Here is a 15,259-nt window from a genome sequence, read left to right on the forward strand (position 1 = left end):
GGCTACCGCCGCAGGGAATTTAGACTGCGTCGAAAGCCCGTTGATTCGTACCTCCGCCACGAAATTCCCGTCACGGCGGGAAGGCCAATGAAGCATCCCTTCGGATTAGAAGGGCGTTTGCCGTCGGAGGTGCTCCAGTTCCAGCATTAAATAGAACTCTCCGAATGGGTCTTGTGGCAGTTCGTTTTCTGGAACGCCGGGGTCTTCGGGGAGGTCAACGTCGGGCGGATCCAAGAAACGCACGGCGTCGTCAGCTTCATCGAGCAAGCTAATGATGTGTTGGGATAGGGCCGCCTGAGGAATACCTTGCCCCTCCGGGTAAAGGACTGCAGCGTCCAGATCTGATTGGTCCCTGACCGGAACAGCTGAGCTTGGTATTGCCTGTTTCAGAAAAACACCCGTCTGCGCGCCCTCTATCGAACCGCCTGCCACCGAACCGCCTGCCACCGCACCGCCTGCCATCGAACCGCCGACCGTCGATCCGTCTACCAACCATTCCGGTTTCAGCTGTTCGGGCCAGTGTGGTGGTTCCCAGTCCTGGTGTTCGCTTTTGTAGTGCCTGCCGCTGGGTGAAGTCCAGCCTGGTGGTTCGGTTTTGGTGGCGGGGGTGGGTTTCCAGCCGCTGCTGTGCCGGAGCTTGTGGTGTTTCGGGCAGGGCTGTCCCAGGTTCGATACCCCGGTGGTGCCGCCCTGATGCCAGGCGAGGATGTGGTCTGCGTCGTTGTCCAGGGAGCTGTTGTTGCAGCCCGGGAACGGGCATTTGCCGTCCCGCAATCTGAGCCAGTTCCGCATCGCCTTGCCCACCCGGTAGCTGGTGCGTCCGATTTCCAGCGGCGCCCCGTCCCTGGGGTCAACCAGCACGCGGTAAAACGAATCAGCACCTTCAGCGAGGAGTTTGCGTGCCATCGACGCCGGGATCGGCCCGAACCCGTCCAGCACCGCCGGCTCCTCCGTCAGACCCATCAGTGAAAAAACGGGCACGGTGACCAGAACCTGCGCCCGAACCGACGAAGACGGGCCGGGCACTGTTCCCTCCCCGCCGTCGGGACTGTATGCCTCGCCGCTTTCGGAACTGTTTCCAGCGCTGATCCCGGCCCCGCTGTTCAGGAGTCCGTCGGAGAAGATGTCAGCGCACAACTCCGGCATGGTGCGGGGCTCGTTCGGGCCCTGCATCCCCCGGGCGATCGCACTGAGCCGGTTCCGGATCGCTGAGGCCTGGGCCGCGGGCAGGTACCCGGCAACCCAGGCCATCCCGTCACTGTCCGGCCAGAACTCGACCCGCCGGTCCGCCACACCCTTGGCATGCCGCTTCTCCAGGCTCTCCGGGTGGTGGCGTTCCCGCCACCCCCGGGCCTTGGCCTTGAACCGGTACGCCGGCATCTCCCCCACCGGGCACCCACGGGCCGCGTCCGGCGCGTCCGGGTCCAGGAAATACGCCTCCAGCGCGCCCGCCGCGGCCCGGTCAAGGCAGGAAGTCTGCTCCACCATCGTCCGGGCATGCGCCCAGGAGATCGTCCCGGACTGCAGCGCCGCCAAACACCGCGGCAAGGAAGTGGTCAAAGCATGCGATTCAGCCAGCAACGCCCCCGCCGCCCGGTCACCAATCGCCAGCACACACCCCACCTCGGCCACCAGGGACCGGTCCTGCGCAGTAGCCTCCTGCGGCGACGAAGCCGGACCATTCAAAACCGCAGTAGCCGCAGCAAACACCGCCACCGCCTCCGCCTTCACCGCCGCCATTTTCGCTTCCGACCGGGCCACCACGGCAAGAACATCCAACGCCCCATCAGCAACCCGCTGCACCGGATCATCATCATTTCCCGCAGCGGCGCCTGGGCCAACTGCAGCATCCGGTCCACCAGCAGCACCGGCAGTACTTCCGCCAGCCAGCGCAGCCATGAACGCAGCGACAGCAGCCTCAACCGCCTCCTCCGCCTGCACCACCGCCGGGTTCTTTTCCATACCTCCATCATCGTGAGGGGGTCTGACAAAACAGGGCGTTTTGAGCGCCTGATGAAATAAGAACTCGAAAAACTTTCCGCCTACCTGCCGGGGACCTAGCGAAGGCACCGGGGTCATTTGCGTGCTTGCGTCAGAGCGACGAAGGAGCAGCAAGCGGCAAATGGCCCGGCGGCGGAGCGCAGCAATTCCCACCGGAGCATGGAGTGCTGCCGGATCTGCCTCAGTCGTTGAGAAACTGAGGCTCGTGCCGGACTAAGCGCCGGTTACGCCCCGGTTCCGCCTGATCCGCGCCACAGGCAGGCGTCAACCTCGAACGGCAGCAGTGGGTCCTGGTGACCCATCAAGGTGGCGCCGTGGGCGGTGACCCGCCGCATGTAATGCCGGCGGCAAAGCGTCTCGTACCCGACCACTGGGACGTGGTCCACTGCCGGCGTTCCGGCGGCACCGTCCATGGCCATGTCCACGTCGCCAACCACCACCTGGGCACCCTCGGTGACCATCACGCCGTCGACCGTCCTGGCATTGTGGGTGGCGCGCCGGCCGCACCAGCACAGGGCCTCCACCTGGAGAACCTGCACCCGGTCCGCGAGCTCCACGAGCCGCTGGGAACCTGGAAAGAGACGAGTGCGGAAATCGGCGGTGATGCCAAAAGCGAACACGTCGACATCAATCTCGTCCACCACTTTGGCCAGCTGTTCCACCTGCTCGGGCGTGTAGAACTGGGCTTCATCGCAGATCAGGTAGTCGATGCGCTGGCCCTTGGTGCGGCGCATCATGACTTCCTCCCAGAAGTCCGTAGTGTCCACCACCTCCACGGCATCGGTCTGCAGGCCAAGGCGGCTGGAGATACGGGATTCCCCGGCGCGGTCGTTCCGGCTGAACCGTACGCCGCCGCGTCCCCTGGCGCGGTGGTTGTAATCCATTTGCAAGGCGAGGGTGGACTTTCCGCAGTCCATCGTGCCGGAGAAAAAGACGAGCTCAGCCACGCCGGGTGCTCCTGCCGCCGGCCGTGAAGCATAGCAGGGGGACCTCCCGCTCGGCCTTGGTCAAGGACCCGTGCTGCCCCACCACTTCCATGGCGGCGGGCCGGACACGGCGTACGTCGTACAGCGCCAGTGCGTCGCGGGCGGCGATCATCACATCACCGATCCTGCCTTCGACGGCGGGACGAACCTTACCGAAGAGGCCCGCCGCAAGTGCGTCCTCCCTCGTGAAAGCCCAGATCCGGTCACCGAATCGTGCCCGCCAGGCCGCCAGCAACCGGTCCCGGACGTCCGGCCCGGTTCCGTTTTCCAGGTAGAGGTGGACCATCCGGGGCTCTCCGGCCGTGTGCCGCACCCCTTCCACCAGCGCAGGCTCCGCGGAGTAGTCGATCCGTTGCTGTTCGGGCACGTCCAGCATGCCGTGGTCCGCCGTGAGCAGGATGGTGGTGCCGGCGGGGAGCGTGTTGCTCAACCGCTTCACGGTAGCGTCAAGCTCTTCGAGCTGGTGTTCCCATTGCTCCGACTGACAGCCGTAGCGGTGCCCGGCCTTGTCCAGTTCGTTGACGTAAAAGTACATCAGCGACGAACCGGCGGAGGCCATGGCTTCGGCTGCGGACGCAGTCCGGGCGTGGGCAGTAGTTCCGGAGATGTGCCTGCCTCCCCGCAGTGCCGCCCGGGTCATGGGCGAACCGGCGAACTGGGGCAGGCTGACCGTGGTGACGTCCACATGTTCGGCAGCGCGCTCCAGCACCGTGGGAAAGGGCTGCCAGACGGCGGGATCAACGCCGGGATCCCAGTTCCCCAGCAGGTTAACCACCTTGTCCTGCTGCGGATCGAGGACGTCGTAGCCCACCATGCCGTGCTGGCCCGGGGCCACGCCGGTGCCGAAGCTTGATAAGGCAGCTGCGGTGGTGGAGGGGAATGCCGAATCAACCCAGACGGGGACCTCGCCCTGCCCGGCCTGGATCACGGAACGCAGGAACGGCGTGTGGGCCGATTTCTGCTTCAGGAGGTTCCTGCCCAGCCCGTCCGCGAGGACCACGCAGACCCGTGAAGCGGCCGGAAGGCCAAGGGTGTTGGAAAAGCCCTCGACGCCCAGGCTTGCGGCGGCGCTGGTGAGGACCTCGGCAATGGAGCGCTGCCCGTAGGCGGGAGCCGGCGGAAGGAGGTACTCGAGGCCTGGCCGGGCGGGCGGAATGATCTCTGCTGGCTGGCGGTCTTCGGGCATCAGCGCTGCTGGTGCCCGCGGCTGAGGCGGTTGCCGAACACTCCGGCGCGGGGCCGCGGCGGCATGGACTGGACGTGTGGCTGCGGCGCGGGTGAACCGGTGTTCACGGCCCGGAGGGCCCGGGCAAAGAGCTTGGCGTCCTGGACCGCCTGCAGGCCGTCGGCTTCGGCGCTGATGCGCAGCACGATATCTTCCTGGGCGATGGTTCCGCTGTAGCCGTGGTCCGCTTCGCACTGGGGGTCGCCGCAGCTCGCCGGCCCCATGTCCAGCCGCTGGCCGCCGGACCAGGCGATGGACAGCGTCACTTCACGGACCGGATCAGAGGGCTTGTAGTCTTGCGGCTGGGCGTACATGTAACTGAGCACCACGGACCGGATCTGGGCCACGGGGACGGATTCGGTGGAGATCTGGGCCACGATCTGTTCGCCGGCTTCGTCCAGCTGCTGGTCATCCACGTGGGTGATGACCAGCATGTCCGAGGTCAGCACCAGCACCGTGATGTGCCGGCGCACCTCTGCCCGGTCAAAGTGGGTTTCAAGGTGCACCAGGTGCGCAACACAGTCGCGGCCGTCCAGGGCGTCGTCCACCACATCGGCCACCAGGCGGGGGTAGAAGCCGGCCTTCTCGAGTGCGCCTTCCAGGCTCTGGCCTTGCGCCGTGTGGCTGTGTGAGCTGTGGAGGCGGACTGCCTGGGTTTCATTGCCGGGTGTTTCGGGCGCCGAAGCGGGAGGCTGTGAGCTCATTGTCCCATTTTCACAGATCGGCCGGACTCTTGCTAACCGCGTCAGCCCAGCATGGCCCGGCGTGCACTGTCCGTCCGCTGGGCGGCGTTGCCGATCCGAACGTCTGCGGCAAGTATCGTCAAACCCGAGGTGCCGCACAGAACCGGATTGAATTCCACCAGTGCGATCTCCGGGTGGTTGTCCTTCAGCCAGGCAAGCCGGCCCGCGAGGTCCTCAAGGGCATCCACATCCACCGCCGGCAGGCCCTGGTAGCCGAACAGCTTGCGGGAAGCCCGCGGGCCGCGGATGAAGTCGTCCACGTCGGCAGCGGACAACGGAGGCACCCGGTGCGACCAGTCATCCAGCAGGTTCACGGCGTCCCCCGCAAGTCCGAACGAGATGACCGGGCCCAGCAGCGGGTCCTCGATGGCCCGGAACGTGCAGGCCTGGCCAACCGGCGCCATGGCCTGCACTTCCAGCGCGGGGTCGCCATAGTTGGACAGGACCCGCCGCATCTGCAGCACGTTCTGCCGCAGCGACTCCGCATCCTGGATGTCCAGGCGCACCCCGCCGAGGTCCAGCCGGTGCCGCAGGGCAGGGTCGGTGGTCTTCAGCACCACGGGCCAGCCCAGGGCCTCGGCCGCCTCAACCGCTTCATCGGGAGTATCGAAGCCCACGGAGGGCAGCACCCTGATGCCGTAGTGGCCAAGCAAGGACGCCGTCGCACCGGGGTCCAGCCGTTTGAGTTGCTCGCCCTTGACGTCCCGGAGCAGGTTTTCGAGTTCGGTCCGCGCGAGTTCGGGGTTGCATCCCCCGGGTTCCACAAAGTGCCCTTGGTCCCGGGACACCCACTCCGAGTACCGGGCAACGGCCGCGAGCGCGGCCACGGCAGCACCCGGGTTGGAGAAGCAAGGGATTGCGCGTTCGGGGGAACCCACCATTCCCTCCACATAGATGGAGGCGTCCAGGATGCCGGTGAACGCCGCCACCACGGGCTTCCCTGCCGTTGCCGAGCATTCGGCCAGCACTTCAGCAATGCTCTCCACCGTCAGCCCCCGGGCGGGAAGCAGGGCAGCAACCGCGGCGTGGACGGCGTCCTGCTCCAGCACCTTGAGCAGGTTGGCTTTTAACGCCGGCAGGGCAAGTGATTGCCCGGCGTCCAGGTCCACGCCCGTCACCAACTCTTCGACAGAGAGCCCCTGGGACGACGCACTGTCCGCCACCACCTTGCCCAGCGCCTGGGAATTGCTGAAAATGGCCAGCCCCGGCCCCGCCGGAAGCGGCTGGCCGGACACCACCTGCGCCACGTCCATCAGCTGCTCGGTGGTTTCCACCCGGATCACGCCGGACTGGCGCAGCATTGCGTCCAGCGCCCCGGAAGGTGCCTGGGTTGTCCGGACGGCATGCCCCGGCGGCAGCCGCAGCCCCATCGCGTCGGACTTCGCGACGATGACCGGCCGCGTCCGCGCCAGCCTCCGGGCCAGCCGGGAGAACTTTCGCGGGTTGCCGATTGACTCAAGGTAAAGGCCGACGGCGGCCGTGTCCGGATCGTCTTCCCAGTACTGCATCATGTCGTTGCCCGAGACGTCCGCCCGGTTCCCCGCGGACAGGAACGTCGACAGCCCCAGCCGGCGGCGGCTCGACGCTGCATAAAGGGAAACACCGATCGCCGCTGACTGGCTGAATAGGCCCAGTCCCCCGCGTCGCGGCAGGGAAGGCGCCATGGAGGCGTTCAGGGACACTTCCGGGTTGGTGTTGACGATGCCCAGCGAGGCCGGCCCGATAACGCGCATGCCGCTGGCCCTCGCCTGCCGCACAAGGTCCCGCTGGCGCAGCAGGCCGCGCTCGCCGTCGTCCGCGAAGCCTGCGGAGGCAACCACCAGCCCTCTGACACCGGCGGCAGCGCACTCCGCCACCACCGAGGGGACTTCCTCGTAGGGGACGGCCACGACGGCCAGTTGGACCGTTTCCGGGACCTCGGACAATTTGCCGAAGGAGAGCATGCCGGCAAGTTCCAGCGCTTCGGGGTTGATCGCGTAGACCGGGCCCCTGAACCCGCCTTCAATAATGTGTTCCAGGAGCTGGTAACCCACGGTGCCCCATTTGCGGCTGGCACCGATCACAGCAATGGACGACGGCGTCAGCAGGTCCCGCACGCTCCTCGCCTCAGCGCGGTGCTCGCGGGATTCCATCACGGCCCGCGATTTCTCCGTGGGGTCGATGTTGAACTCCAGGCTGACGACGCCGTCGTCAAAATGCCGCCGGACGTCGTAGCCGGCATCGGAAAACACCATCAGCATCTTCCGGTTCTCCGGCAGCACCTCCGCGCTGAACCGCCGGATCCCGTTTTCGTGGGCCGCGGCCGCAAGGTGCTCCAGCAGGATGGACCCAATCCCCCGCCCCTGATGGGAGTCGGCGATGTTGAATGCCACCTCGGCGTCGGTGGGATCGTCGAGCCGGTCGTACCGTCCGATGCCAACGATTTCGCCGCGGATGGTGATGACGAACGCCACCCGGTCTTTGTAGTCAACCTCCGTGAAGCGCTTAAGCTCTTTACTGGACAACCTGGCTTTGAACGCGAAGAAGCGCATGTAGATTGAATCCTGGGACTGCCCGATATGGAAGGCCTGGACAGCGTCAGCGTCGGAAGGGTGGATCGGCCTCAAGTGGGCTGTTCCGCCGTCACGCAGTACGACATCGGCTTCCCAATGTTCCGGATATTCGCCGTCCCCGGGCTGATCCACCATAGGCTTAGCCTAGCCAAAAACTATCGCAGCACACCCCCGTCCGCTGCTCAGTACCCAGAAGGATTTACCAACCCCCATGGCCCGCCGCCAAAGTTCTGCCCCCGCTGTGGATGACAGCACCGCCTACACGGAGAACATCGTGGACATCGATGTCACCTCCGAAATGGAAGGCTCCTTCCTGGAGTACGCGTATTCGGTGATCTACTCCCGCGCGCTTCCGGACGCACGCGACGGCCTGAAGCCCGTACAGCGCCGCATCCTCTACATGATGAGCGACATGGGCCTGCGCCCGGACCGCGGCCACGTCAAGAGCGCCCGCGTGGTGGGCGAGGTCATGGGCAAGCTGCACCCCCACGGCGACACTGCCATCTACGACGCCATGGTGCGCATGGCCCAGGACTTTTCGCTGCGGCTGCCGCTGATTGACGGGCACGGCAACTTCGGCTCGCTCGACGACGGCCCGGCGGCTCCCCGGTACACCGAGGCCCGGATGGCTGCGTCCGCCCTCACCCTCACCGAGCACCTCGATGAGGACGTGGTGGACTTCGTCCCCAACTACGACAACCAGCTGACCCAGCCGGAAGTCCTGCCGGCCGCGTTTCCCAACCTGCTGGTCAACGGCGCCACGGGCATCGCCGTCGGCATGGCCACCAACATGGCCCCGCACAACCTGGTGGAAGTCATCTCCGCCGCCCGGCACCTGATTGCCAACCCGGAGGCCACCCTGGATGACCTCATGCGGTTCGTCCCCGGCCCCGACCTGCCCAGCGGTGGCCGGATTGTGGGGCTGGACGGCATCCGCGACGCCTACGCCACTGGACGCGGGTCCTTCAAGACGCGGGCCAAGGTGGAGATCGAGCAGTTGTCGGCGCGGCGCACCGGCCTGGTGGTCACCGAGCTTCCCTACATGGTGGGCCCGGAAAAAGTCATTGAGAAGATCAAAGATGCGGTCAATGCCAAGAAGCTGACCGGCATCAGCGACATCGTTGACCTGACGGACCGCAAGCACGGGCTGCGGCTGGTCATCGAACTCAAGAACGGCTTCAACCCCAACGCGGTGCTCCAGCAGCTCTACCGCTACTCGCCGATGGAGGACTCTTTCGGCATCAACAACGTGACGTTGGTGGACGGCCAGCCGCAGACCCTGGGCCTGGTGCAGCTGCTGACCGTGTACGTGAACCATCGGATCGACGTGGTGCGCCGCCGCACCGTGTTCCGGCTGGGGAAGAAGAAGGACCGCCTGCACCTGGTGGAGGGCCTGCTCATCGCCATCGTGGACATTGACGAGGTCATCCAGATCATCCGTTCCTCGGACGAGGCCGCCGCCGCGCGCGCCCGGCTGATGTCCATCTACGACCTCACCGAAATCCAGGCGAACTACATCCTGGAACTGCGGCTCCGCCAGTTGACCAAGTACTCCCGCATCGAACTGGAAAAGGAACAGGATGAGCTGCGCCGCGAGATTGCGGAGCTGGAAGCCATCCTGGCCTCGGATGAACGGCTACGCACGCTGGTCTCCGACGAACTCGCCGCCATCGCCGAAGAGCATGGCACCCCGCGCCGCACCCTGCTGCTCGAATCCGAAGCCGTCTCCCCCACGGTGGCCGCCGAACTGGCCGCTCCGGGCAAGAAGGGCAAAGCCGTGCCGCTGGCCCTGGAAATCGCCGATGACCCCTGCTGGGCCATCCTCACCGCCTCCGGCCAGATCGCGCGCACCAGCAACCAGGAGCCCCTGGCCGAAGCCGGTCCCAGGAACAAGCATGACGTCTTCACTTCGGTGGTGAAGACCTCGGCCCGCGGTGAGATCGCTGCCGTCACGTCGTTGGGGCGCATGCTCCGCCTGCAGGTGATGGACATGCCGGTCCTTCCGCCGGTCTCGGGCCTGCCCAACCTTGCCGGCGGTGTCCCGGCCCAGGACTTCATCACCCTGCAGAAGGGGGAATCGCTGGTGGCCTTCGTCCGGCTCGACGAAGTCCTGGCCATCGGCACCGCCCAGGGTGTGGTGAAGCGGGTCCAGCCGGACTACCCGCTGAACCGTGAGGACTGGGAAGTGATTTCCCTGAAGGACAAGGACTTCGTGGTGGGCGTGGCGCCTGCAGGCGAGGACGACGCCGAACTGGTGTTCCTGACCAGCCAGGCCCAGCTGCTGAAGTTCGGGGCCGGCGGCGTGCGTCCGCAGGGGCGCACAGCCGGGGGCATGGCCGGGGTCAAGCTCGCCGCAGGTGACCGGGTGCTGTTCTTCGGCGCCATCCAGCCCAAGGACGAAACGGCCGTGGTCGTTACCATTGCCGGCACCACCGGCGCGCTGCCAGGCACTGCACCGGGCACGGCCAAGGTGACGGCGTTCTCCGAATACCCGGCGAAGGGTACGCGCGACGGCGGGAGTCCGGGCGCACCGGTTCCTGAAGGGCGAGGACACCCTCCTGCTGGCCTGGGCCGGCCACGGCCCGGCCAAGGCGTCTTCCGCAGCCGGGGTGGCACGGTCCCTTCCCCAGGAGCACGGCCGGCGAGACGGTTCGGGCGTGCCGCTGTCCCAGCCCGTGGACGTGGTGGGGCCGGCCATGGCCTGGCCTGATCCCGCTTAGACTGCTCCTATGCCTATCGTTCCTGATGAAAAGGACTGGACCTGGGTCCTGGCCCGTCCCTGCCCGGAATGCTCGTTCGACGCCTCCACCGTGACGCCCTCCACAGTTCCGGGCAGCATCGTGAGCGTGCTGCCCCGCTGGCGCGCCGTTCTCCGCAGGCCTGACGTGGCCGATCGGCCGGACGACCATACGTGGTCCGCGCTGGAGTACGCCTGCCATGTCCGGGACGTTTTCAGCCTTTTCGACCAGCGGCTGAACCTCATGCTGGCTTCAGACGACGCCCGGTTCGACAACTGGGACCAGGACCAGACGGCCGTCGACAAGGACTACGCCAATGCCGACCCGGCAGTTGTCAGCGCCGAGCTCACGGCCGAAGGCAAGCAGGCCGCGGAGTCCTTTGCCGCCGTCCGGGAGTCCGAGTGGAGCCGCACGGGGCTGCGCAGCAACGGCTCGGAATTCACGGTCCTGACGCTGTCCCAGTATTTCCTGCACGACGTGGTCCACCACCTTCACGACGTGGACGGCTGATCCCCCGCAGAGGATGCCACCAGGTTTGCGACGGCAGGCTCTGAACCCGCGTGCTCCGAGCCGGGAGCCAGCACCAGGCGTGCATCCCCGGGCCGGATGTCGGCCGGGTTGTGCGTCACCAGCACCACCGTGCGGTGACGCAGTCCGTGCCGCAGGTCCGCGAGCATGGCCCGGGCCGACGCGGCATCCAGGTGCGCGGTGGGCTCATCCAGCAGGATCACCTCGGCACCGGTCATCAGGGTGCGCGCCACCGCCAGGCGCTGGCGCTCTCCGCCGCTCAGGAATGCCCCGCCAGGTCCGATCCGGGTATCCAGGCCTGCCGGCAACCGCTCCAGAAGGCCGTTGAGGCCCACCGACGCGAGCACGTCAAGAAGCTCAGCATCGGCCTGTTGTGCCTCGTCAGCGGAGCCGGTCTTACCGAGCAGGAGGTTTCCGCGGATCGTCGAATCGAACAGGTGGGCTTCCTGCGGGCACCAGGCGGCCCGGCCGGTCACTCCAACATGTCCGGAGGCAGCGGGAAGGAAACCCAGCAGGACTGACAGCAACGTGGACTTCCCGGACCCCGACGGCCCGGTCACCGCCAGCCACCGCCCCGGTTCCGCCACGGCGTCCACGCCGGAAAACACGGGCGCACCGCCCGGCCAGGCGGCTGACAGCCCATCCAGTTCGACGCCGGGAAGGCCGCCCGCACGGGCGGGCACGGCCTGCAGCCCGTCCTCCTGCCGGCCCTCCTCGAGTGCCCCGGATTCGGCGACGCGTTGCAGGACTGTGCGCAGCGCCGGGAACTGGCGCACCGCCGTCGTCATCGCTGCGAAGGGCTCCACCAGCGCAAGGAGCAGGAGGACCACCACCGCTGCGGTTTCCGGGGCAAGCCGGCCGGCGAGCACCGCCGGAGCCGCGAGCCAGGCGGCGCCCAGGGCAGCCGAAGCGCAAGCAGCAGTGGTGATTGCCTGGCCCAGGCCGTCGGCCCAGGCAGAGCGCTGCGAAGCCGCCGTGGCGTTACGGTCCTGTGCATGCAGCTCATCCAGGACGCAGGAAGCCACGCTGTTCGCGTGCAGTTCAGCCCGCGCGTCAAGGGCCGCGGCAACGCGGCGCAGGACTCCGGAGCGAAGGAGCTGCTCGGCGGTAGCCGACCTGCGGTCGCCCCAGAGGGCAATTGCCGGGGCAAGCAGGAGGCTCATGGCGCTGGCGGCCAGAACGGCCGGAAGCGCTACCGGAACCAGCGCCGCCGTGGTCACCAGAGCCATGACAGAAACCGCCAGGGCAGTGACCGGCGGCAGGACCACCCGCGGCAGGAGGTCGCGGACGGTATCGACGTCGTCAATCACCGTTCCCAGGACGTTTCCGCCCTGCAACAGGCGGCGCAGCGGCAGCGCCCGCCGGCTCAGGGACTCCCACAGCCGCCCGCGCAGCCGGGTCAGCGCCGAGAATACGGCGTCGTGCAGGAGGAGCCGTTCGCCGTACCGCAGCACGGCCCGGCCAATCCCGAAGAACCGGACGCCAACAATCGCGGTCAGCAGGTACAGGATGGGCGGCTGCCCGGCGGCGCGGATGATGAGCCAGCCGGAGAGGCCGGACAGCGCGACGGCGAAGACCGCCGCCAGGGTGCCCACCGCAGCGGCAGCAGCGAACTTGCCCCTGACAGGTGCCAGGAGAGCCGCCAGCAGGCGCGCTGCGCCGGGCTGGACGTTGCCCGGTGTGCTCCCTTGCCCCGGGGCTTCCTTGGCGCCCGCTTGACCTTCCGTGGTTGCGGAAAAGGCGGCCGCGGCGCCGCCCACGCCGGCTTCGGGGTGGAAAGGTTCAACGGTGCCAGGAGCCGGGGCCATCAGGCCGTTTCCGCCCACGGGCACCAGGTGTTCGGCAAGGGCGCGGGTGCGTTCCTCATGCGCCACCAGGATGACCGTCACCGTCCCCCGGAGCTTTCGGATGGCTTCCTCCACGAGCGCGGCGGAAGCGTCGTCCAGGTGCGCAGTTGGCTCATCCAGCAGGAGGACGGTGGCGCCCGCCTCGATCCGGGCGAACCCGCGGGCCAGTGCCACGCGCCGCAGTTCCCCGGGGCTCAGCTCGGCGGGGTGCTTGCCGGCAAGGTGGGCGGCTGCTGCCCGCGCCAGGCAGGTCCGGGCAGTTTCCTCAGCGGCGTGCCGCCCGGTCCGGTTGGCGCCGGTGGCCGCCCCGCCGGAAAGGTAGAGCACAATCTCGTCGAGGACTGTTTCTGCCACCATGACCGGGTGCTGCGGAACCCAGGCGATGTCCTTGCCGGTGCAGGCCGGAGATGGTGCCGGTGACCGTGGTGCCCGCTCCATGTCCGATGGTCCCCGCGAGGACGCCCAGGACGGTGCTTTTGCCGGCTCCGCTGGGCCCGTCCAGGGCAGTGATCCGGCTCTGCGGCGCGGTGAAGGTAAGCGGGCCGACGGCGGGCTGCGGCCTTCCGTCATAGCTCACCGTGAGTCCGGTGACGCTGATGGGGGCACCTGGCCTGCCTGCGCGGGCAGCGGGAAGCGGGTGCGGCTCGGGCGCGTCGGTGACGGCAGTGGTTTCGGCGAGCGCCACCCTTCCGTCGTCGCTGGCGTGGTGGGCGGTCCCGAGTTCGCGCAGGGGAAGGTAGCAGTCCGGCGCCAGGATCAGGGCCAGCAGGCCGGCTTCCAGAGGCATGTCCCCGTGCACCAGGCGCACGCCGATGAACACGGCCACCACCGCCACGGAGATGGTGGCGATCAGCTCCAGCGCCAGGGCCGAGAGGAACGCGGTGCGCAAAGTGCCCATGGTGCGGGACCGGTATTCCTCGGAAATCTCCTCCAGCGCTTTCCGCTGGGCGGTGGCGCGGCCCAGGCCCACCAGCACGGGAAGCCCCTTGGCAAGCTCCAGCATGTGGGTGGAGAGCCGGGCCAGGGACGCCTGGGCCTCGCGGACGTTGTCCTCGGTGTACCGTCCGATCAGCACCATAAACAGCGGAACGAGCGGAACGGTCAGGACGATGACCACGGCGGAGACCCAGTCCGCGAAGAGGATCCGCGCCCCCACCAGCAGCGGGATGGCCGCGCAGTTGACCAGGGCGGGCAGGAACTGCGTGTAGTAGCTGTCCAGTGCGTCCAGTCCGCGGGTGGCCAGCACGGCGAGTCCGCCGTCGGCCGGTCCCGTACTGCGGACGCCGTTGCGCAGCGCCCTTTCCAGCAGCCCGGCGCGCAACTCCTCCTTGATGCCCAGGGCTGCCCGCCGCGCTGCAACAGCCTGCCCCCACACCGTCAGCGACCGCAGGACCACCCCGGCCATACCGGCAGCGATCTGCTCCGCCCACCCGGCGTTCCCCGAGACGAGTCCGGCGAGCACCGACGCCACCGCCTGCCCGATCAGGACCAGGGACAGCGCCTTGAGGGCGGCGAGGAGCCCCAGCCAGTAGATGGCGGAGCGGGTGGCCGGACCGGGCGGGAAAGAGGGACGCATGTCAGCCTTTGTTGGTGAAAGCCTTGGCGGCGACGGCCGGAAGGAAGCTGTGGGCTTCCGGGATGTGCGCTGCGCTGACCCGCTTCCGGAAGACCCAGTACGTCCAGGCCTGGTAGGCGATGACCAGGGGCAGTCCGAAGGCGGCCACAACAGTCATCAGCCCCAGAGTGTAGTCCGAGGACGAGGCGTTGGAAATGGTGAGGTCAAAGGCCTCGCTGAGGGTGGAGGGCAGCACCACCGGGAACGCGGCGCCGAAGATTGACGCCGAGCCCAGGGCCAGGAAGGCTCCCAGTGCCACGAACGCCTTTCCTTCCGCACCCTTCCGGGCCATCGCCCAGGCTGCGGCTGCCGCGGCCACCGCCAGCAGGACCAGCGCCCAGGTCCAAAGCTTCCCTTCGAGGAACTGGACCGTGAGCGCCCACGCCGCAATGGGAAGGAGCAGGACGGGCAGCAACCGGACAAGCCAGCGGCGGGCCCGGTGGCGCACCTCGCCGTCGGTCTTCAGCGCAAGGAAAGCCAGGGCGTGCACCAGCGCGAATCCAACGACGGCGAGCCCGCCGAGGACCGCATAGCCGTTGAACCAGGCGAAGGGGCCGCCCACCCGGTCACCGTTGGCGTTCAGGGGCAGGCCGGTGGTGGTCAGGGCAAGCGCTGCGCCCACGCCGAAGGCCGCGAAGAAGGATCCCAGGGCAATGGCCCAGTCCCACCTGGCCCGCCACTGATCCGTGTCCACCTTGCCCCGGTACTCGAAGGCCACGGCACGGAAAATCAGTGCAACCAGGACCAGGAGCAGTGGCAGGTAGAGGGCAGAGAACAGCGAGGCGTACCAGAGCGGGAAGGCGGCAAAAGTCGCGCCGCCGGCGGTCAGGAGCCAAACCTCATTGCCGTCCCAGACGGGGCCCACGGTGTTGAGCAGGACGCGGCGCTCGGTGTTGTTCCGGGCAAACAGCTTCATCAGCATGCCCACGCCCAGGTCAAAGCCCTCAAGGAAGAGGTACCCGGTCCAGAGCACTGCGATGGCTATGAACCAGATGGTTGGCAGCAGTTCCATTCTTCGTTTCCT

At 67.6% G+C, this 15,259-nt stretch carries 7 protein-coding genes and 2 pseudogenes; 2 read left to right on the forward strand and 7 right to left on the reverse strand.

What is annotated here, in order from left to right:
* Window positions 1-105 precede the first annotated feature (105 nt).
* The 5 genes from QF047_RS12365 to QF047_RS12385 form a co-directional block, all read right to left on the reverse strand.
* On the reverse strand, window positions 106-1,962 hold the full coding sequence (locus tag QF047_RS12365; protein WP_307277402.1) for an HNH endonuclease signature motif containing protein: 1,857 nt from the start codon (window positions 1,960-1,962) through the stop codon (window positions 106-108).
* 263 nt (window positions 1,963-2,225) lie between these two features.
* Window positions 2,226-2,948 carry a thymidine kinase gene (locus QF047_RS12370; protein WP_307277405.1) on the reverse strand — a complete coding sequence of 241 codons (723 nt, stop codon included), beginning with the start codon at window positions 2,946-2,948 and terminating at the stop codon, window positions 2,226-2,228.
* Window positions 2,941-4,173 (reverse strand): alkaline phosphatase family protein, encoded by a 1,233-nt coding sequence (locus tag QF047_RS12375; RefSeq protein ID WP_307277408.1) that lies wholly within the window; start codon window positions 4,171-4,173, stop codon window positions 2,941-2,943. Before QF047_RS12375 ends, QF047_RS12370 begins: the two co-directional genes overlap by 8 nt.
* The gene (locus QF047_RS12380) at window positions 4,173-4,916 is read right to left on the reverse strand and encodes a DUF5998 family protein (protein WP_306633053.1); all 744 of its coding nucleotides are present in this window, start codon (window positions 4,914-4,916) and stop codon (window positions 4,173-4,175) included. The genes QF047_RS12375 and QF047_RS12380 overlap by 1 nt, the downstream gene beginning before the upstream one ends.
* 41 nt (window positions 4,917-4,957) lie before the next feature.
* Entirely contained in the window at window positions 4,958-7,642 is a 2,685-nt protein-coding gene (locus tag QF047_RS12385; RefSeq protein WP_307277414.1) for a bifunctional GNAT family N-acetyltransferase/acetate--CoA ligase family protein, read from the reverse strand.
* Window positions 7,643-7,718: 76 nt separating this feature from the next.
* Here QF047_RS12385 and QF047_RS12390 point away from each other — a divergent pair.
* Both QF047_RS12390 and QF047_RS12395 read left to right on the forward strand, forming a co-directional pair.
* A pseudogene (locus QF047_RS12390) lies at window positions 7,719-10,227 on the forward strand (DNA topoisomerase (ATP-hydrolyzing) subunit A).
* 9 nt (window positions 10,228-10,236) lie between these two features.
* Entirely contained in the window at window positions 10,237-10,755 is a 519-nt protein-coding gene (locus tag QF047_RS12395; protein WP_306633048.1) for a DinB family protein, read from the forward strand.
* Here QF047_RS12395 and cydD read toward each other — a convergent pair.
* Window positions 10,737-14,196: pseudogene (gene cydD / locus QF047_RS12400) on the reverse strand (thiol reductant ABC exporter subunit CydD). The gene QF047_RS12395 and the pseudogene cydD sit on opposite strands and share 19 nt — an antisense overlap.
* 1 nt (window position 14,197) lies before the next feature.
* Entirely contained in the window at window positions 14,198-15,247 is a 1,050-nt protein-coding gene (cydB, locus tag QF047_RS12405; protein WP_307277422.1) for a cytochrome d ubiquinol oxidase subunit II, read from the reverse strand.
* Between the last annotated feature and the right edge of the window lie 12 nt (window positions 15,248-15,259).

It is taken from the genome of Arthrobacter sp. W4I7 (assembly GCF_030816215.1).
GTDB classification, from domain to species: Bacteria; Actinomycetota; Actinomycetes; order Actinomycetales; family Micrococcaceae; genus Arthrobacter; species Arthrobacter siccitolerans_A.

Bases quoted from the DNA above. Each gene is read 5' to 3' on its own strand.
- cydB (WP_307277422.1), bottom strand. From the start codon at position 15,247: ATGGAACTGCTGCCAACCATCTGGTTCATAGCCATCGCAGTGCTCTGG.
- QF047_RS12385 (WP_307277414.1), bottom strand. From the start codon at position 7,642: ATGGTGGATCAGCCCGGGGACGGCGAATATCCGGAACATTGGGAAGCC.
- QF047_RS12375 (WP_307277408.1), bottom strand. From the start codon at position 4,173: ATGCCCGAAGACCGCCAGCCAGCAGAGATCATTCCGCCCGCCCGGCCA.
- QF047_RS12395 (WP_306633048.1), top strand. From the start codon at position 10,237: ATGCCTATCGTTCCTGATGAAAAGGACTGGACCTGGGTCCTGGCCCGT.
- QF047_RS12365 (WP_307277402.1), bottom strand. From the start codon at position 1,962: ATGGAAAAGAACCCGGCGGTGGTGCAGGCGGAGGAGGCGGTTGAGGCT.
- QF047_RS12380 (WP_306633053.1), bottom strand. From the start codon at position 4,916: ATGAGCTCACAGCCTCCCGCTTCGGCGCCCGAAACACCCGGCAATGAA.